General features: G+C 69.2%; 15 protein-coding genes and 1 tRNA gene. 10 read left to right on the top strand and 6 right to left on the bottom strand.

Annotated elements, in window-relative coordinates:
- Positions 1-5 precede the first annotated feature (5 nt).
- The 4 genes from ITJ61_RS05120 to ITJ61_RS05105 form a co-directional block, all read right to left on the bottom strand.
- Positions 6-1,445, bottom strand: a complete 1,440-nt coding sequence (locus ITJ61_RS05120) for an SDR family NAD(P)-dependent oxidoreductase (protein WP_194686689.1) — start codon at positions 1,443-1,445, stop codon at positions 6-8.
- Between the two features lie 152 nt (positions 1,446-1,597).
- On the bottom strand, positions 1,598-2,851 hold the full coding sequence (gene fmdA / locus ITJ61_RS05115; RefSeq protein WP_104298620.1) for a formamidase: 1,254 nt from the start codon (positions 2,849-2,851) through the stop codon (positions 1,598-1,600).
- Between the two features lie 78 nt (positions 2,852-2,929).
- Positions 2,930-3,217 carry an FmdB family zinc ribbon protein gene (locus ITJ61_RS20470; RefSeq protein ID WP_181057795.1) on the bottom strand — a complete coding sequence of 96 codons (288 nt, stop codon included), beginning with the start codon at positions 3,215-3,217 and terminating at the stop codon, positions 2,930-2,932.
- Positions 3,218-3,416: 199 nt separating this feature from the next.
- Positions 3,417-3,489, bottom strand: a tRNA-Arg gene (locus ITJ61_RS05105).
- 130 nt (positions 3,490-3,619) lie between these two features.
- Between ITJ61_RS05105 and ITJ61_RS05100 the strand changes: the two genes are divergently transcribed.
- The 9 genes from ITJ61_RS05100 (at position 3,620) to prfA (ending at position 15,335) form a co-directional block, all read left to right on the top strand.
- Positions 3,620-4,411 (top strand): transglutaminase-like domain-containing protein, encoded by a 792-nt coding sequence (locus ITJ61_RS05100; protein WP_181057844.1) that lies wholly within the window; start codon positions 3,620-3,622, stop codon positions 4,409-4,411.
- Between the two features lie 57 nt (positions 4,412-4,468).
- On the top strand, positions 4,469-6,133 hold the full coding sequence (gene argS / locus ITJ61_RS05095) for an arginine--tRNA ligase (RefSeq protein ID WP_194685669.1): 1,665 nt from the start codon (positions 4,469-4,471) through the stop codon (positions 6,131-6,133).
- A 6-nt stretch (positions 6,134-6,139) separates the two neighbouring features.
- On the top strand, positions 6,140-6,925 hold the full coding sequence (locus tag ITJ61_RS05090; RefSeq protein WP_104241507.1) for a DUF2993 domain-containing protein: 786 nt from the start codon (positions 6,140-6,142) through the stop codon (positions 6,923-6,925).
- Positions 6,926-7,032: 107 nt separating this feature from the next.
- Complete coding sequence (locus ITJ61_RS05085) at positions 7,033-8,202, top strand: LmeA family phospholipid-binding protein (protein WP_194685668.1); 1,170 nt, start codon at positions 7,033-7,035, stop codon at positions 8,200-8,202.
- A 66-nt stretch (positions 8,203-8,268) separates the two neighbouring features.
- Positions 8,269-9,729, top strand: coding sequence for a diaminopimelate decarboxylase (gene lysA / locus ITJ61_RS05080; protein WP_323744299.1), 1,461 nt, complete (start codon positions 8,269-8,271; stop codon positions 9,727-9,729).
- Positions 9,730-9,742: 13 nt separating this feature from the next.
- On the top strand, positions 9,743-11,095 hold the full coding sequence (locus ITJ61_RS05075) for a homoserine dehydrogenase (RefSeq protein ID WP_104241504.1): 1,353 nt from the start codon (positions 9,743-9,745) through the stop codon (positions 11,093-11,095).
- Between the two features lie 96 nt (positions 11,096-11,191).
- Positions 11,192-12,142: a homoserine kinase gene (gene thrB, locus ITJ61_RS05070; protein WP_104241503.1), complete on the top strand. Its 951-nt coding sequence runs from the start codon at positions 11,192-11,194 to the stop codon at positions 12,140-12,142.
- A gap of 143 nt (positions 12,143-12,285) precedes the next feature.
- Positions 12,286-14,235 carry a transcription termination factor Rho gene (gene rho / locus ITJ61_RS05065; protein ID WP_194685667.1) on the top strand — a complete coding sequence of 650 codons (1,950 nt, stop codon included), beginning with the start codon at positions 12,286-12,288 and terminating at the stop codon, positions 14,233-14,235.
- Positions 14,236-14,252: 17 nt separating this feature from the next.
- Positions 14,253-15,335: a peptide chain release factor 1 gene (gene prfA, locus ITJ61_RS05060; RefSeq protein ID WP_104241501.1), complete on the top strand. Its 1,083-nt coding sequence runs from the start codon at positions 14,253-14,255 to the stop codon at positions 15,333-15,335.
- A gap of 140 nt (positions 15,336-15,475) precedes the next feature.
- Here the strand turns inward: prfA and cysE are convergent, their stop codons facing one another.
- Both cysE and cysK read right to left on the bottom strand, forming a co-directional pair.
- Positions 15,476-16,078: a serine O-acetyltransferase gene (gene cysE / locus ITJ61_RS05055; protein ID WP_104241500.1), complete on the bottom strand. Its 603-nt coding sequence runs from the start codon at positions 16,076-16,078 to the stop codon at positions 15,476-15,478.
- A 3-nt stretch (positions 16,079-16,081) separates the two neighbouring features.
- Positions 16,082-17,017, bottom strand: coding sequence for a cysteine synthase A (gene cysK / locus ITJ61_RS05050; RefSeq protein WP_258063133.1), 936 nt, complete (start codon positions 17,015-17,017; stop codon positions 16,082-16,084).
- A gap of 134 nt (positions 17,018-17,151) precedes the next feature.
- Here cysK and prmC point away from each other — a divergent pair, with 134 nt between their 5' ends.
- Positions 17,152-18,063: a peptide chain release factor N(5)-glutamine methyltransferase gene (prmC, locus tag ITJ61_RS05045; protein ID WP_181062956.1), complete on the top strand. Its 912-nt coding sequence runs from the start codon at positions 17,152-17,154 to the stop codon at positions 18,061-18,063.
- Positions 18,064-18,065: the final 2 nt, after the last annotated feature.

Raw genomic sequence — 18,065 nt, 5'->3', positions numbered from 1 at the left:
TCCCGCTACCAGGAGCCGGGCTTGTAGTCCTTGAGGAAGACCCCGAAGAGATCCTCGCCCGACTCGCCGCGCACGATCGGGTCGTAGACGCGGGCCGCACCGTCGACGAGGTCGAGGGGGGCGTGGAAGCCCTCCTCGGCGAGGCGGATCTTCGTGAAATGGGGCCGCTCGTCCGTGATCCAGCCGGTGTCGACGGCGGTCATGAGGATGCGGTCGCTCTCGAACATCTCCCGAGCGCTGGTGCGCGTGAGCATGTTCAGGGCCGCCTTCGCCATGTTCGTGTGGGGGTGGCCCGGGCCCTTGTAGCCGCGTCCGAAGACCCCCTCCATCGCGGAGACGTTGACGATGTAGGTGCGGGGCGCCGATGACGCCTTGAGCGCGCCACGGAGCCTGCTCACGAGCAGGAACGGTGCCGTCATGTTCGCGAGCTGCACTTCGAGCATCTCGAGGGGCTCGACCTCGTCGACGTGCTGCGTCCACGAGTTGATGTGCAGCTCGTCCGGGAGCAGGCCGCCCGCGTCGATGGCGGTGCCAGCCGCGAGCCGCTCGAGCGACGAGGAGCCGGCAGCCATGGCGTCTGCGGTCAGCTCCTCGGCCGTGCGTCCCGCCGCCGAGGACAGGATCGGGTGCGCGGCGACCGACTCCGCCAGGGCGAGCGGGTGCGCGTCGTTCGTGTGCCCGAAGGTCACGAGCTCGGGAAGCGGCCCGTCCGGCAGCGGCGCGAGCTCCGCCTCGACGAGCGGCGCGTAGGAGCCGGGGGAGCGGCGCACCGTCTGGGCGGCATTGTTGATGAGGATGTCCAGCGGGCCAGCGGCCGTGACGGAGTCGGCGAGGCCCATGACCTGTGCGGGATCACGGAGGTCGATGCCGACGATCTTGAGCCGGTCGATCCACTCCGGCGAGTCAGGCAGGGCCGAGAACCGGCGGACGGCGTCGCGCGGGAAGCGCGTCGTGATCGTCGTGTGGGCGCCGTCGCGGAGCAGCCGCAGCGCGATGTACATCCCGATCTTCGCTCGACCGCCCGTGAGCAGGGCCCGCTTGCCGGTCAGGTCGGCGCGCGCATCGCGCTTCGAGTGGCTGAAGGCGGCGCATTCTGGGCAGAGCTGGTGGTAGAAGGCGTCGACCACCGTGTACGGCTGCTTGCAGATATAGCAGGCGCGTGGCTTGAGCAGCTCGCCGGCCGTCGGGGCGGTCGTCGACGTTGAGATCGGGATGCCGCGGGTCTCGTCGTCGATGCGGTCCGGTGCGCCCGTGGCGGTCGCGGCGACGACGGCCTTGTCGGCGTCGGCGATGCGCTGGCGCTTCGCGGCGCGCCCGACGCGCTTCACGTCCTTGAAGAACTGCGCCGTCGCCCGACGGACCGTGATGAAGTCCGGGTCCTCGCGGTCGTAGGCGGAGAGCTGCTCGAGCACGCGCAGGGTCGTCGCGAGGTCGGCCTCGGCGATGCGCTCTGGCGCGAACTCCGCGCCGTCGGTCTCTTCTGGCGTCGCCGTGGGCGTCTCGTCTGGGGTCTCGGAAGGCACACGAGATTGTAGAGGCCAGCGGGCAGGCGCGCCACACGCGCCCACCCGCCGGCCTCGCGGGCCTCACCCCTCGACTAGGAGGCGACCGCCCTCGGCGCCCCCATGCCGGGGTCGATCTGGTGCGGGCCGTTCGCCGACGGGCGCACGTCGAAGTCGAAGATCGCCGTGGGGAGGTAGACGGTGGAGCACGAGTTCGGGATGTCGACGACGCCGGAGAGGCGACCCTCGATGGGGGCCGAGCCGAGCAGCAGGTAGGCCTGCTCCGGTGCGTAGCCGAACTTCGTGAGGTAGTCGATCGCGTGCAGGCACGCCCGCTGGTAGGACAGATGGGAGTCGAGGTAGCGCTGCTCCCCGTCGAGCGTGACCGACGTGCCGGAGAACGCGATCCACTCGCTGTAGTTGGGCTCCACATTGCCCGGCATGAAGATGGCGTTCTCCGAGACGCCGTACGTCTCCATGCCTCCCTTGATCAGGTCGACGCGCACATCCATGAAGCCGCCCATCTCGATGGCGCCGCAGAAGGTGATCTCCCCATCGCCCTGAGAGAAGTGCAGGTCGCCCATCGACAGGTTCGCGCCGTCGACGAAGACGGGGTAGAAGATGCGGGTGCCCTTCGAGAGGTTCTTGATGTCCTGGTTGCCGCCGTTCTCGCGCGGGGGAGCCGTCCTGGCGGCCTCGCCGGCGACACGATCGAACTCGGAATCCGGGAGCGAGCCGAGCACGGCGAACTGCGGCTCCGGCGGCAGCGCGAGCGGCGGCACCCTGCCTGGGTCGGTCGCGATGAGCTTTCCCTCACGCGCGTTCCACTTCGCCAGCAGTTCCGCCGACGGAGCCGTCCCCATGAGGCCCGGGTGGATGAGGCCGGTGAACGACACCCCTGGCACGTGACGGGACGTCGCCGTCTGGCCGCTGAAATCCCAGATCGCCTTGTAGGCGTCCGGGAACTGATCGGTGAGGAACCCTCCGCCGTTCTCCTTCGCGAAGATTCCCGTGTAGCCCCACCCCTGGCCTGCGAGCGGCCCCTTCTCCTGGGGAATCGGGCCGACGTCGAGGATGTCGACGATGAGGAGGTCGCCCGGTTTCGCACCCTCGATCCGGAACGGCCCGCTCAGCTTGTGCACCGTCAGCAGCGGCGCGTTCAGGATGTCCTCTGCGGAGTCGTCGTTGACGATCGCCCCGTCGAACCACTCCCGGCAGTCGACACGGAACTCGTCGCCGGGCTTCACCGTCGCGACCGGCGGAATCTCCGGATGCCACCTGTTGTGGCCGATCTTCTCCTGGTCCTCGAACTTCTTCGTCGAGTCGAGTGGAAACAGCACGTCGGGCATGGCTCGGTCCTTTTCGTCGGTGACCGATTCGCCGTCCCTTGCGGGGCGGCAGTCTCGGTCGGTGCGAGCCCCGCGACGTCAGTGTCGCGGCAGCTTCGCGTGGAGTGGGTTGCGAGTGATGCCGCCGCCGGGTCTCCGAGGAGCTCCGGGGAGCGAGGTCACGACGTCCGGCTCATGCGCGGATCTCGAGGCGGCATCGATGAGGCCGTAGGCGGAAGAGCCTGCGACGGAGAGATGCGGGGCAGCCGGGCGGCGCCTCGCGTCTTGCCCGCACTCGGGACACACGGATCTCTCCGGCACCGAGTGCATGGTGTGCACCTCGTCGAAGCGGTGCGCGCTCTCGCACCGATACGTGTAGGTGGGCATCCTTGCCTCCCCTCGTCGAGGTACTGCCGACCGTAGCGGTGGGGCGCCGAGAGTGTCAATGTCCTCTCGGACACGCGTGCTGCGCGTCGGCGGGCGGATCCCAGCGTGTGAGCAGGAGCGTCCGCGCGCTGCGGATGCGGAAGGGCCCGGCGCTGCTGAGCAGCGCCGGGCCCTTGCGATGTCACCAGACATCGAGATGTGCCCCCGACAGGAGTCGAACCTGCGACCTTCGGTACCGGAAACCGGTGCTCTATCCACTGAGCTACGGAGGCGGATGCGGAACTGAGCTTTCAGCAACGCGGAGCCAATACTAACAGGGCGCGAGGGTGCCCGAACGCCACTGCTCGCCGCCACGCGCGGCTGTGGGGGATGGCCACGGGAGCGTGACACAATCCGCTGGTGATGCGAAAGATCGAATCTGCCATTGACCTCGAACTCGACGGGGAAGCCGACCTCGTGTTCTCGATCGCTGCCCACACGCTGGCGAACCTCGAGAGCGAGTCGTTCACGATCACGGGTGACGGCGTGCCCCTCGACGTCATCGAATCCATCGACCGCTCCGAGTGCCGGCTGCACCGCGTGACGACCTCCGCGAAGCACATCGAGATGCGCTACTCCGCGACGGTGCTCGACCGCGCGCAGCCGAACGAGCCGGAGGAGCTGGACCTCATCCAGTTCCGCCGTCCGTCCCGCTACGCGGAGTCGGACCTCCTCGGACCGACCGCGCGGTCGATGTTCCGCGGCAAGCAGGGCTTCGAGCTCGTCGACGCGGTCGTCGACTGGGTCTCCAGGAACATCAGCTACGTGCCGGGCTCGAGCGCCCCGACCGACGGTGCGCGCGACACCTTCCTGAAGCGCCAGGGCGTCTGCCGCGACTTCGCTCACCTGACGATCGCGTTCCTGCGCGCCAACGACCTCCCGGCGCGCCTCGTCTCCGTGTACGCGCCGGGGCTCGTGCCCATGGACTTCCACGCCGTCGTCGAGGTGCTGGTCGACGGAGCCTGGTACGTCGTCGACTCGACGCACCTCGCGCCGCGCCGCCTCATGCAGCGCATCGCGAGCGGTCGGGATGCCGCGGACACGGCGTTCCTGAGCAACACGATCGCGAACCTCCGCCTGTCCAAGCTGCACGTCGACGCGACCTCGAGCGAGGTCATCCTCGAGGACTGGACCGAGCGGGTGCAGCTGGGTTGACGGTGGCGCGGGCAAGCGCCGCCGACGGCCCTCGAGCGGCTCTAGGATGGGAGGCCTATGACTTCTCCAGCTCTCGTCACGGCACTCACCACCGCTGTCAACGCCGCGCTCGCGCCCCTCGAGGGCGCTGAGGGCATCACCGTCCCCGAGACGGACATCGTTCTCGAACGGCCGCGCAACCGCGACCACGGCGACTGGGCATCGAACATCGCGATGCGCCTCGCGAAGCGCGTCGGCACCAACCCGCGTGAGCTGGCCACCGGCATCGTCGAGCAGCTGATCCTCGACCCGCAGGTGGCGAGTGCAGATGTCGCGGGACCCGGCTTCATCAACATCACCCTCGACACGGCCACGGCGGGCGCGCTCGCCAAGGTGATCGTCGACGCCGGATCGGCCTACGGCAATGGCGACTCGCTCGCCGGGGTGAAGCTCAACCTCGAGTTCGTCTCCGCCAACCCGACGGGCCCCATCCACATGGGCGGTGTCCGCTGGGCGGCCGTCGGCGACTCCCTCGCCCGCGTCCTCACGGCGGCAGGTGCCGACGTGACGCGCGAGTACTACTTCAACGACCACGGGGCGCAGATCGACCGCTTCGCGCGGTCGCTCCTCGCGGCGTACCTCGGCGAGGGCACTCCGGAGGACGGCTACGGCGGTGCCTACATCAGCGACATCGCCGGGCAGGTTGCCGCGGCCTACGGTGAGGGCATCGCGGAGCTCGACCGGGAGGCCCAGCAGGAGGTCTTCCGCTCCAAGGGCGTCGAGCAGATGTTCGGCGAGATCAAGCAGAAGCTGCACGACTTCGGCGTCGACTTCGACGTGTTCTTCCACGAGGATTCGGTGCACGAGTCCGGTGCGGTCTCGCGGGCCATCGAGCGCCTCCGCGAGCAGGGCCAGATCTTCGAGCAGGACGGTGCGCAGTGGCTGCGCACCACCGAGTTCGGCGACGACAAGGACCGCGTCGTCGTTCGATCCAACGGCAGCCCGACCTACATGGCCGGCGATATCGGCTACTACCTCGACAAGCGCGAGCGTGGCTTCGACCAGTGCATCATCATGCTCGGCGCCGACCACCACGGCTACGTCGCGCGCATGATGGCGATGGTCGCGGCGTTCGGCGACCAGCCGGGCGTCAACCTGCAGATCCTCATCGGCCAGATGGTGAATCTCGTGAAGGACGGCGAGCCCGTGCGCATGTCGAAGCGCGCCGGCACGATCGTGACGCTCGACGACCTCGTCGACGCCGTCGGCGTCGACGCGGGCCGCTACGCGCTCGTGCGCTCCTCGGCGAACTCGACGCTCGACATCGACCTCGACGTCCTCGCGCAGCGCACCAACGACAACCCCGTCTACTACGTGCAGTACGCGCACGCCCGGACCTGCGCGGTCGGACGCAACGCCGCCGAGTCCGGCATCGACCGCTCGGTCTTCGAGCCGTCGCTGCTCGACCACGAGTCCGAGTCGGCGCTCCTCGGGGCGCTGCAGGACTTCCCGCGCGTCGTCGCGGCCGCCGCCGAGCTGCGTGAGCCGCATCGCGTCGCGCGCTTCGCGGAGGAGCTCGCTGGCCTCTACCACCGCTGGTACGACAGCTGCCGTGTCATCCCGCGTGGGGACGACGAGATCACCGACCTCCACCGCACCCGCCTGTGGCTGAACGACGCCACGAGCACGGTCCTGCGCTCGGCACTCACCATGCTCGGCGTCTCGGCTCCCGAGCGGATGTAGTCGGACGTGACCGCGCTCGGTCCGCCGGAGGAGCGCATCCAGCTCCTGCGGACGTCGCGTGCACGCAGCTGGGTCAAGGCCTCGCTCTGGCTGCTCGGCGCCCTGCTGCTGCTCGTCGGCCTCGACGTCGGGGTTCGCCTCGTCGCGCAGGATCGCATCGCCCAGCAGGTGCAGGACACGCTCCCGCCCGGGGTGGACGGTGAGGTCAGCGCGCGCGTGCACGGCTTCTCGACGCTGTGGCAGCTCGCCACCGGTCGGGCGAGCCACGTCACGGTGTCAGCGGATGAGCTCACCGCCTACGGCCTGAACCTGGCGGCGACCGTGGACGCGTACGGCGTGCACATCTTCGACGGGATGCGGACCGAGATGCTCACGGGCACGCTCAACGTGCCGGAAGCGACCCTCGAGGGCGTTGCCGCGCTCCCCGGAACCGATGCGTCGCTGGAACTCGGCGACGACGAGCTGTCCTACCGGTCGACGGTCTCCATCCTGGGCCTCACGGGCACGCTCACCGTCGACGCGCAGCTGCGCCTCGTCGATGGCGAGGTGATCATCGATCCGACGGACGTCGAGGTGTCAGGGACGGCCTTTGGACAGGCCCTCACGCAGGCGCTCCCTGACATCGCGGAGTTCGCGGTGCCGATCTGCACCGCCGACTACCTCCCCGCCGGTCTGCACGTGTCCGAGCTGCGCATCGCGGAGGGGATGCTCACGGTCGGCGTCGAGGCGAGGAACATCGCACTCTCTGCCGAGATCCCGGATTCCGGGGAGTTCTCCACCTGTCGCGACTAGTTTCGAGCTGCGACGATGGGGTCCGTGCCGACGAGGCCGCCCCGACGCGCTCGACGGATCGCACTCCGCGCGACGTCGGCCGGCCGCCGAAGAACTGGAGAACTGAGATGAGCATGCCGCCGAACGGACAGGGCTTCGGGCAGCAGCCGGGGCAGGGCCAGCATCCCGGATACGGTCAGCAGGCATCGCAGCCCGGGTACGGACAGCAGCCCGGCCAGCCGCAGCAGCCCGGACACGGCCAAGCACCCCAGCAGCAGCCCCCGTACGGCAAGGGCTCCGGGTACCCGCAGCCCTCGCAGCAGCCTGGCTACGGGCAGCAGCCGCAAGGACCTGGCTACGGGCAGCAGCCGCAAGGACCTGGCTACGGGCAGCAGCCGCAAGGACCGGGCTACGGCCAGCAGCAGCGGCCGCAGCAGTTCGGCCAGCCGCAGCACGGCGGCGCCCCACAGCAGTACGCGCAGTCGGGCGGTCAGCCGCCGCACGGTCAGCAGCCGGGTCCGTGGCAGGGCGGCCAGCCCCCGCAGGGCAAGAGGCCTCGGCCCTGGTACGCGCAATGGTGGCTCTGGACGGGCGTCGGTGTCGTCGTGATCGCCGGTGGTCTCGTCGTGGGCGAGGCCGTGGCCCGGGGGAACGTCACGAGCGCACTCGAGGAGCAGGCGGGGAAGATCGTCATCGACAACTACGGCGAGGCGGCGGCCCCGAGCGAGTACGCCGTCACGGTGGATGGCTTCAGCGTCCTCGCGCAGCTCCTCACCGGCAAGATCGAGCACGCCACCATGACGTCGCAGGGCGACGGCGACATCACCGTGGGCATCGACCTCACGGGCATCGACGCGTCGCTCGAAGGTCCCGTGGACTCGACCACGGTCGATCTCGTCGTCTCGACCGACGTCCTCGACGGCGTTCCTGCCGCGCTCCAGGGCGAGGAGAGCGAGATCAACACCGACTCCTACGACACGACCATCAGCTACGGCGACAACGTGATCAACATCGAGGCCATCAGCGGCACCGGCGAGTGGCAGGTGAAGGTCGAGTCCGAGCTCGGCTACGAGGCGACGGACGGCAAGCTCTTCGTGACGAGCGACAGCAGCATGACGCTCTTCGGGACCAGCATCCCGTTCGGCTCGAACGAGAAGGTCGAGGTGCCGACCTGTGCGGACTCGGAGCTCGAGGCGCAGGTCACCGAGGCGACCGTCTCCAGCGACGCGATCTCGTTCTCGTGGAAGGTCGACGGCGCGCAGCTGAGCGAGCTGCCCGCGGTGGCCGACTGCCTGTAGTCCGGCCGCGTGCGCGCTTGGGCCTCTCGCCTGTTCCGGCGAGGGGCCAGCAGATAGCATGCTCTGGTGCCTGAAGCTCTCCACGAACCCCACGCCGCCCGCCAGACGGCTGCCAGCCCCCTGGCGCCTGCCGACCTCGATGTTCCGTCGGATCTCAACGAGCTCGACTCCCACGTCTGGTCGATGAACGCCGCCCGAGCAGTTGACGGCGCGATCGAGATCGCGGGCATGGACGTCCGAGCGCTTGCGGAGCGGTTCGCGACGCCGCTCTACGTCGTCGACGAGGTCGACGCCCGCGCGCGTGCAGCGGAGACCGTCGCCGCCTTCGCCGACGCCTTCGAGCCCCTCGGCGTCACCGCCAAGGTCTACTACGCGGGCAAGGCGTTCCTGAGCGCCGACGTCGTCCGCTGGATGCTCGAGGCGGGCTGCGCCATCGACGTCTGCAGCGAAGGCGAGCTCGCCCTCGCGATCGCCGCGGGCGCACCACCCGCACGCATCGGCTTCCACGGCAACAACAAGTCGACGCGCGAGATCGGCATCGCCGTCGCCGCCGGTATCGGGGCGATCGTGCTCGACAGCTCCCAGGAGCTCGACCGCGTCGCGGTGGCCGCCCTGGCCGCGGGCGTTCGGCAGCCCGTGAGGCTGCGCGTCAACTCCGGTGTGCACGCCTCGACACACGAGTTCCTCGCCACGAGCCGAGAGGACCAGAAGTTCGGCATCCCCCTCGACGAGGTGGATGCGTTCGTCGCGCGCATCCGCGAGCACGATTCCCTGGAGTTCCTCGGCCTGCACTCGCACATCGGCTCGCAGATCTTCGACGCCGATGGGTTCGGCGAGGCCGCCGACCGCCTCGTCGAAGTCCACGCTCGCCTCCTCGAAGGGGGACCGGTTCCGGAGCTGAACCTCGGGGGTGGCTACGGCATCGCCTACCTGCCGCGCGAGACGCCCACCGACATTCGCACGATGGCCTCCCACATCGCTTCCCACGTGGCAGCGGCCTGCTCGAGGCTCGGCGTCGCAGTGCCGAACATGGCCTTCGAACCGGGGCGGACCATCATCGGCCCCGCCGGGACCGCCCTGTACGAGGTCGGGACGACGAAGACCGTTCGAGTCCCGCTCGACGAGGGCGGCAGCGCCGAGCGACTCTACGTCTCCGTCGACGGCGGCATGAGCGACAACGTCAGGGCGGCCCTCTACGAGGCCGAGTACAGCGTTCGCCTGGCTTCGCGGGCCTCCGCGGCCGACGCAGCGCTCGTTCGTGTCGTTGGAAAACACTGCGAGTCCGGCGACATCGTCGTTCTGGCAGACTATCTTCCGAGCGATGTCGCCCCTGGCGACCTCGTCGCCGTGCCAGCGACCGGCGCATACTGCTGGTCGCTCTCGAGCAACTACAACATGATCGGCCGACCGGCCGTCGTCGCGGTTCGCGACGGCGAGGCGCGCACGCTGATCCGTGCGGAGTCCGTGGCCGATCTGCTTGCCAGAGACGCGGGACTCCCAGCTGCCGTGACCGATGAGCGCCCGTAACCGAGGAGAACCGATGAACCAGAACCGACCCATCCGAGTCGCCCTGCTCGGCGCGGGATCCGTCGGGTCGCAGGTCGCCCGCATCCTGATCGAGAACGCCGACGAGCTCGCCGCTCGTGTCGGCGCTCCGCTGCTGCTGACCGGTATCGCCGTCCGCAACGTCGATGCGAAGCGCGACGTGGATCTGCCGAAGGAGCTCTTCACCGACGACGCGGAGCGGCTCATCCTCGGCTCCGACATCGTCATCGAGCTCATGGGCGGCATCGACCCGGCGAAGGGCCTCATCTCCCTGGCGCTGTCGACGGGTGCCGACGTCGTGACGGCGAACAAGGCGCTCGTCGCGGCGCATGGCCCCGAGCTCTTCGACCAGGCAAGGCGCGTCGGCGCTCAGCTCACCTACGAGGCCGCCGTCGCCGGCGCCATCCCGATCATCCGCCCCCTGCGCGACAGCCTCGCGGGCGACCGGGTCGAGCGCATCCTCGGCATCGTGAACGGCACGACCAACTTCATCCTCGACCGGATGCACACACGCGGCGACTCGCTCGAGGAAGCGCTGCGCATCGCCACCGACCTCGGTTACGCGGAAGCCGACCCGACGGCCGACATCGGCGGCTACGACGCCCAGCAGAAGGCGGCGATCCTCGCCTCCATCGCCTTCCACACCGAGGTCCCCGTCGAGCTCGTGCACCGCGAGGGCATCACCGAGATCACGATCGAGCAGATCGAGCGCGCCAAGGCGGCGGGCTTCGTCGTGAAGCTCCTCGCGATCTGCGAGCGCGTCACGACCGCCGACGGAGTCGAGGGCATCTCAGCGCGCGTGTACCCCGCGCTCGTCGACGCGCAGCACCCGCTCGCGTCGGTGCACGGCGGCAACAACGCCGTCTTCGTGCAGGCGCAGGCAGCCGGCGACCTCATGTTCTACGGCGCCGGCGCCGGGGGAGTGGAGACCGCGTCCGCCGTGCTCGGCGACCTCGTCTCCTCCGCCCGTCGACGCGTCAACGGTGGCCCTGGCCTCGGCGAGTCGACGCACGCCGACCTGCCCGTCCTCGACGTCGGCGAGATCACCACGCGCTACCAGATCATCCTCGAGGTGCACGACCGTCCAGGCGTGCTCGCCGAGATCGCGAAGGTCTTCAGTGACTTCGGCGTCTCCGTCTCGACGCTCGAGCAGCGCAGCGCCGACTCGGGCGATGCGACGGCTGGTTCCGGCGCACCATCGACCGGCGAGGCCGAGCGGGGCGCCACGCTCGTCATCGGCACGCACTCGGCGACCGAGCGAGCGCTCTCAGCGCTTGCGCAGGCGCTCGCCGAGCACGAGGCATCACGGCGGGTCTCCGGGGTGCTCCGTGTCGAGGGCGCGCTCTAACGCAGGGCGGCTCGACGCCGCCGACGGCACCCCGTCGGCCGTCATGCCCATCGATATCAATCCAATCGCAACAGTCCTCTGCCTAGGAGTCGCAGCATGAAGCAGGTCGAACAGGCGCGTCGCGTCGAAGTCAAGGTCCCCGCGACGAGCGCCAATCTCGGTCCGGGCTTCGACACCCTCGGACTCGCGCTTGCCGTATACGACACGCTTGTCGTCGAGAGCGCGCCGAGCGGCGTGCTCGAGATCGAGGTCCAGGGAGTGGGAGCGGACAGCGTGCCCCGCGACGCCTCGCACCTCGTGGTGCAGTCCATCGAGCACACGCTGAACGGACTGGGCTACGAGCTGCCCGGGCTGCGCATCAGCGCCGTCAACACGATCCCGCACGGGCGAGGCATGGGCTCATCCGGCGCCGCCATCGTCTCCGGCGTCATGGCGGCTGCCGCGCTCGTGTCGAACGACGTCGATGTCGACGCGGACACGCTGCTGCGCTTCGCCACCGAGCTCGAGGGACACCCCGACAACGTCGCGCCCTGCCTCTTCGGCAGCCTCACGATCGCCTGGGTGGGCGAGAACGGCCCCCGCTCCAAGCAGCTGCTCGTGCACCGCGGCGTATCGCCCATCGTGCTCATCCCGACGGAGACGATGTCGACGAAGCTCGCCAGGAGCCTCCAGCCGGAGAGCGTCCCCCATGCCGACGCGATCTTCAACCTCTCCCGCTCGGCGCTGCTCGTCGCCGCACTCGTGCAGAGCCCGGAGCTGCTCTTCGAGGCGACGGAGGACCGGCTCCACCAGAGCTACCGCGCATCCGCCATGCCCTTCACGAGCGGCCTCGTCGCCGAGCTGCGCGCCGCGGGGCTGCCCGCCGTGGTCTCCGGTGCGGGCCCGAGCGTCCTCGTGCTGTGCTCCAGCCCCGAGCAGCGCCTGCAGGCGGCCGCCGTCGCCGAGGCCAACACGCAGACGAAGTGGAACGCCATCATGCCCGCCGTTGATTTCCTCGGTGCTACAGTTGAGGTGCTGTCGGGCGACGCGGCCACACTCTCGGTGTAGGCACAGCGCGACAGCTTCAACTCTCCGAGCAGCGGAGTACGCACCCCCCTCGATTTCTGTCGATGTGGTTCAGAGTGTGTGAGAAGTCCCGCTCGCTCGATCTGAACACCGCAGAACGCGGTAGAGGTAAGGACTCACAGCAGATGACTGACACAACACCAACTGCGGGGCAGGAAGCCCCGCTCACCTCGATGAAGGTCGCCGACCTCCAGGCGCTTGCCGCCGGACTCCAGATCCGCGGCGCACGCAGCCTGCGGAAGGGAGCACTCATCGAGGCCATCGAGGCCGCACGCTCGAGCGCCGAGCCCGAGGCGGTCGCCGCAGAGGCTCCGGCCGAAGCGGTTGAGGAGCACTCGGCACCCGTCGAGCCTTCCGCCCCCGAGGCCGAAGCGCCGACCTTCGTCGTCGACGAGACACCGGCCGTCACCGAGGACGACCGCACGGCGAACGACCGCACCGAGGCGCCGGCATCCGAGGTCTCCGAGGCCGAGCAGTCCTCGGCCCCGAGCGTCCCCGAGCTGTCCCTCGACGACCTCGTCCTCCCGCCCGCCCGCGGCGAAGCCTCAGAGCAGGACGACGCACGCGACGAGGACCAGGGCCGCGCCGGTCAGCGCAAGCGCGGCCGCGGTCGCGGACGCCGTGGTCGCGGAGCCGACAACGAGCAGGGCACGGACAATGCAGAGCCGGCCGCCAAGCAGGATGAGGCGCCAGCAGAGCAGAGCGGCGACGCGCAGGACGACGAGCAGCAGGGCGGACGCCGCCAGCGCGGACGCTCTCGCGGACGCGGCGGCGAGCAGGCGCAGGGCCGTCCCGAGACCCCGCAGGCCCAGGACGCTCCGTCCGACGACGAGACCGACGAGCAGCGCCGCAGCCGCGGCGGACGCTACCGCGACCGCAAGCGCGGACGCGGAGGCGCTGAGGACACCGAGCCGGAGATCGCAGCCGACGACGTCCTCCTGCCCATCGCCGGCATCCTCGACGTCCTCGACAACTACGCCTTCGTCCGCACCAGCGGCTACCTCCCGGGACCCAACGACGTCTACGTGTCGCTCGCGCAGGTCAAGAAGTACCAGCTCCGCAAGGGCGACGCCGTCGTCGGCGCCATCCGCCAGCCGCGCGAGGGCGAGAACCAGCACGGCCGCCAGAAGTTCAACGCGATCGTCCGGTTCGACGCCATCAACGGCCAGTCGCCGGAGGAGCCGCGCCAGCGTCCCGACTTCGACTCGCTGACCGCGCTCTACCCGCAGGAGCGTCTCCGTCTCGAGACGAGCGAAGATCGCGTCGCGACTCGACTCATGGACCTCTTCGCGCCCATCGGCAAGGGCACACGCGGCCTCATCGTCGCCCCGCCCAAGTCGGGCAAGTCGATCGTCCTCGAGCAGGTCGCAGCTGCCGTCGCGAAGAACAGCCCAGACGTGCACCTTATGGTCGTCCTCATCGACGAGCGTCCCGAAGAGGTGACGCACATGCAGCGCACCATCCAGGGCGAGGTCGTCGCGGCCACCTTCGACCTCCCGGCCGACGACCAGACGACCGTCGCGGAACTCGCCATCGAGCGAGCCAAGCGCCTCGTCGAGCTCGGCCACGACGTCGTCGTGCTGCTCGACGGCGTCACCCAGCTGTGCCGCGCCTACAACCTCGCGGCACCCGCATCCGGACGCATCCTGCCCGGCGGCGTCGACGCATCCGCGCTCACCCCCGTTCGACGCTTCTTCGGCTCCGCCAAGAACGTCGAGAACGGCGGATCGCTCACGATCCTCGCCACGGCGATGATCGGCACCGGCTCCAAGACCGAGGACACCATCCTCGAGTCGTTCGCGGGAACCGGGAACATGGAGCTTCGCCTCTCGCGCGACATCGCCGACAAGCGCGTCTTCCCGGCCATCGACATCTCGCACTCGCAGACGCTCCGCGAGGAGCAGCTGCTCACGCCGCAGGAAGTCGAAGCGACCTGGAGCATCCGCCGTGGGCTCACGGGAGGCAACGCGCTCCTGTCGCTCGAAGCCGTCCTGGCACGAGTCGCCAGCACGACCACCAACGCAGAGTTCCTCGCTTCCGTCGCGAAGCAGCCCATCCGCGCAGCCAAGGCGTAGTCGTGGCCAGACACGAGATGGCCGACTCCGTTCGGCAGCTTCGCGCCGAGCACGAAGACCTGCAGGAGCAGCTCGCCGACCCCGAGCTGCACGCCAACCCGGCGCGCGCCAAGAAGGTCAACAGGCGCTACGCGCAGCTCGCGCAGATCCTCGCGGCGGACGCCTCGAGGGCCGAGCTCGAGGACGACCTCGAGGCGGCGCGAGAGCTCGCGAAGGAAGACGAGTCGTTCGCGGAAGAGGTTCCCGTGCTGGAGGAGAACCTGCGCGTCGCGCAGGAGAAGCTCCGCCGCCTCCTCATCCCGCGTGACCCCGACGATGGACGCGACGTCATCATGGAGATCAAGGGCGGTGAGGGCGGCGAGGAATCGGCGCTCTTCGCCGCCGACCTCCTCCGCATGTACTCGCACTACGCGGAGCAGCGCGGCTGGAAGACCGAGATCATCTCCTCGACGGAGAGCGACCTCGGCGGCTTCAAGGACGTCCAGGTCGCCATCAAGGGCAATGCGAACGACCCGGCACTCGGTGTGTGGGCCAGCCTCAAGTACGAGGGTGGCGTGCACCGCGTCCAGCGGGTGCCGGCGACCGAGTCGCAGGGCCGCATCCACACCTCGACGACGGGCGTGCTCGTCTTCCCCGAGGTCGATGAGCCCGAGGAGATCGAGGTCAGCCCGAACGACCTCAAGATCGACGTCTTCCGCTCCTCAGGCCCTGGCGGCCAGTCGGTGAACACGACGGACTCGGCGGTGCGCATCACGCACATCCCGACCGGCATCGTCGTGTCGATGCAGAACGAGAAGAGCCAGATCCAGAACCGCGCCGCCGGCATGCGAGTGCTGCTCGCGAGGCTGCTCGCTCACCAGCAGGAGCAGATCGCCGCGGCTGAGTCGGAAGCCCGCTCCGGCCAGATCCGCACCATGGATCGCTCCGAGCGCATCCGCACGTACAACTTCCCGGAGAACCGCATCGCGGATCACCGGACGGGGTACAAGTCGTACAACCTCGACCACGTGATGAACGGGGCCCTCGGTCCGGTCATCCAGTCGGCCATCGCTGCCGACGAGGAAGCCCGGCTCGCGGCGCTCTCCGGCAACGACGACTAGACGCACCACCGCAACGCGAGACGGCGACCAGCAGATCTGCTGGTCGCCGTTTCTCTGTCTGCAACGCGGAGACGTCCGCAGTGCTGAGACCTCTACAGGCCGATGCATCCCGCTGGTTCGGGTCAGACCTTTGAGATCTTTTAGATCTCGTAGTATCCGACCAGATCCTGTTCGGCGGAGGTCCGCTGGCGGATGCGCGCCGGAACGCCCGTCAGCACGGAGTTGGGCGGTGCGTCGCGCGTGACGACCGCGTTCGCACCCACTCGCGAGTCGTCGCCCACCGTGATGTTGCCGAGGAGCTTCGCCCCGGCTCCGATCAGGACGCGGCTTCCGACCGTGGGGTGCCGCTTGACGCGATGACCCGACGTGCCTCCGAGCGTGACGCCGTGGTAGATGAGGACATCGTCCCCGACGATCGCCGTCTCGCCGATGACGATGCCCATGCCGTGGTCGATCACGACTCTGCGGCCGATCCGGGCACCGGGATGGATCTCGACACCGGTCGCGAAGCGATTGAACTGCGACAGCGTTCGCGCGAGCAGTTTCGTGCCAGGGCGCATCCAGAGCGTGTGGGCCGCGCGGTGCAGCCACAGGGCGTGGAGTCCCGAGTAGTTGACGACGATCTCGAGCTTCGAGCGGGCCGCCGGGTCGTTCTTCCGCGTCGCCGCGATGTCCTCCCTGACCCGACGCCAAACGCCGACACCATGCGGTGCCGGCGTTCGACGAGGTGCTGCCGTTGCCACTCGCTAGTCGCGCAGGTCGTCGAAGAGCACCGTCGAGAGGTAGCGCTCGCCGGTGTCGCAGATGATGACGACGATGTTCTTCCCTGCGTTCTCCGGACGCCTTCCGATCTCGAGAGCGGCCCAGAGGTTCGCTCCGCTCGAGATGCCGCTGAAGATGCCCTCGGTCGAGGTCAGTGCGCGGGAGACGCGGATGCTGTCCTCGAGTGTTGCGTCGAGCACCTCGTCGATGACGTCACGGTCGAGCACATCGGGAACGAAGTTCGCGCCGAGGCCCTGGATCTTGTGCGGCCCGGCCTTGCCTTCCGTGAGGAGCGGCGAGTCCTTGGGCTCGACGGCCACGATCTTGACGTCGGGCTTGCGCTCCTTGAGCACCTGCCCGACACCGGAGATGGTGCCGCCCGTGCCGACACCGGCGACGAAGATGTCGACCTCGCCGTCGGTGTCCGCCCAGATCTCCTCCGCCGTCGTCTCGCGGTGGATCTGCACGTTGGCTTCGTTCTCGAACTGTCGGGCGAGGATCGCGCCAGGCGTCTCGGCGACGATCTCCTTGGCGCGTGCGACGGCTCCGCGCATGCCCTCTGGGCCTGGCGTGAGCACGAGCTCCGCGCCGAAGGCCTTCAGGAGCTGGCGGCGCTCGATGGACATGGTCTCGGGCATCGCCAGGATGACGCGGTAGCCACGGGAAGCGCCGAGCATGGCGAGCGCGATACCCGTGTTGCCCGACGTGCCCTCGACGATCGTCCCACCGGGCTGCAGCTCGCCACTCTGCTCAGCTGCGCGGATGATGCCAAGGCCCAGGCGGTCCTTGACGGAGGAGCCAGGACCGAAGAACTCGAGCTTGGCGAGGATGTTCGCGCCGGTGTCGTTGATGCGGCCGAGCTTGACGAGCGGGGTGCGGCCGACGACCTCGGTGATGTCGTTGTAGATCTTTCCAGTCACTTCGTGCCCTTCTGGGATGCTGTGTGAACTTCGTGGGAGTCGCTGGCTGCGTCCGCCCGCGGCAATCGTCCCAATCATCTCCCTCGCGAATGCTGTGGATGACGCCGCGAGTCGATGTGCGGAAGACTCTACCCATGATCTTGCACATGGACGAGCTGCGGAAGCGGGTTCGCGAACAGCTGAAGGCGGCCGGTATCGCGGACGAACGCACCGAGACGGACATCCTCCTCGCAGCGGTGCTGCGCGTCCCCCGCGGCGAGGTGCAGATGCGTTCGCTTCTCGGTCGCGAGGTGTCCGAGGGGGACGCTCAGGCCGTGACGAAGGCGGCGTCGCGTCGTGCGCGTCGCGAACCGCTCCAGCATGTCACCGGACGGGCTCCGTTCATCGACATGGAGCTGGCGGTGGGACCCGGGGCGTTTGTCCCGCGCCCGGAGACGGAATCGCTGGTCACGGCTGCGGTCGAACTCCTCGGCCGCGCAGGGCCGGCACCGGCGGGGCTCACGGGCGTCGACGTCGGCTCCGGCACCGGGGCCGTCGCGCTCGGCGTGGCTCGCCTCCACGGAGGCATCAGGATGACGGCGATCGAGCGATCCAGTGCCGCCTGGCCCTGGCTGCGGTCCAACGTCGCGAGCTATGGCGAGGGGGCGGTGGCCACGTTCTTCGGGGACGCCGCCCGCATGTTCGCGGCGCTCCCGTCGGGGTCGCTCGACCTCGTGGTCTCCAACCCTCCCTACGTACCGGCGGCGAACCGCCCGGAGAGCAGGGAGGTCTGGCACCACGACCCCGAGCTGGCGCTCTACTCGGGCCGGGACGGCCTCGACTTCATCCGGAAGCTCGCGACCTGGTCTGCCAGTGCCCTCCGACCAGAGGGCGTCCTCGTCGTCGAGCACGAGGACACTCAGGGTGCAGAGATTCGCGAGATCTTCGGCAGCGCGGGCTTCCGCAGCGCAGCGACCGCCAGAGACCTCACCGGCCGTGACCGCATCACATCTGCCGTCCGCTCCGCGTCGAACGAGGATGACTCCGGCCGCCCGGCTATCATGTGACG

Source organism: Pseudoclavibacter sp. VKM Ac-2888, from assembly GCF_015351285.1.
GTDB lineage: Bacteria > Actinomycetota > Actinomycetes > Actinomycetales > Microbacteriaceae > Pseudoclavibacter.
This window is presented reverse-complemented; position numbering and strand designations above follow the sequence as displayed.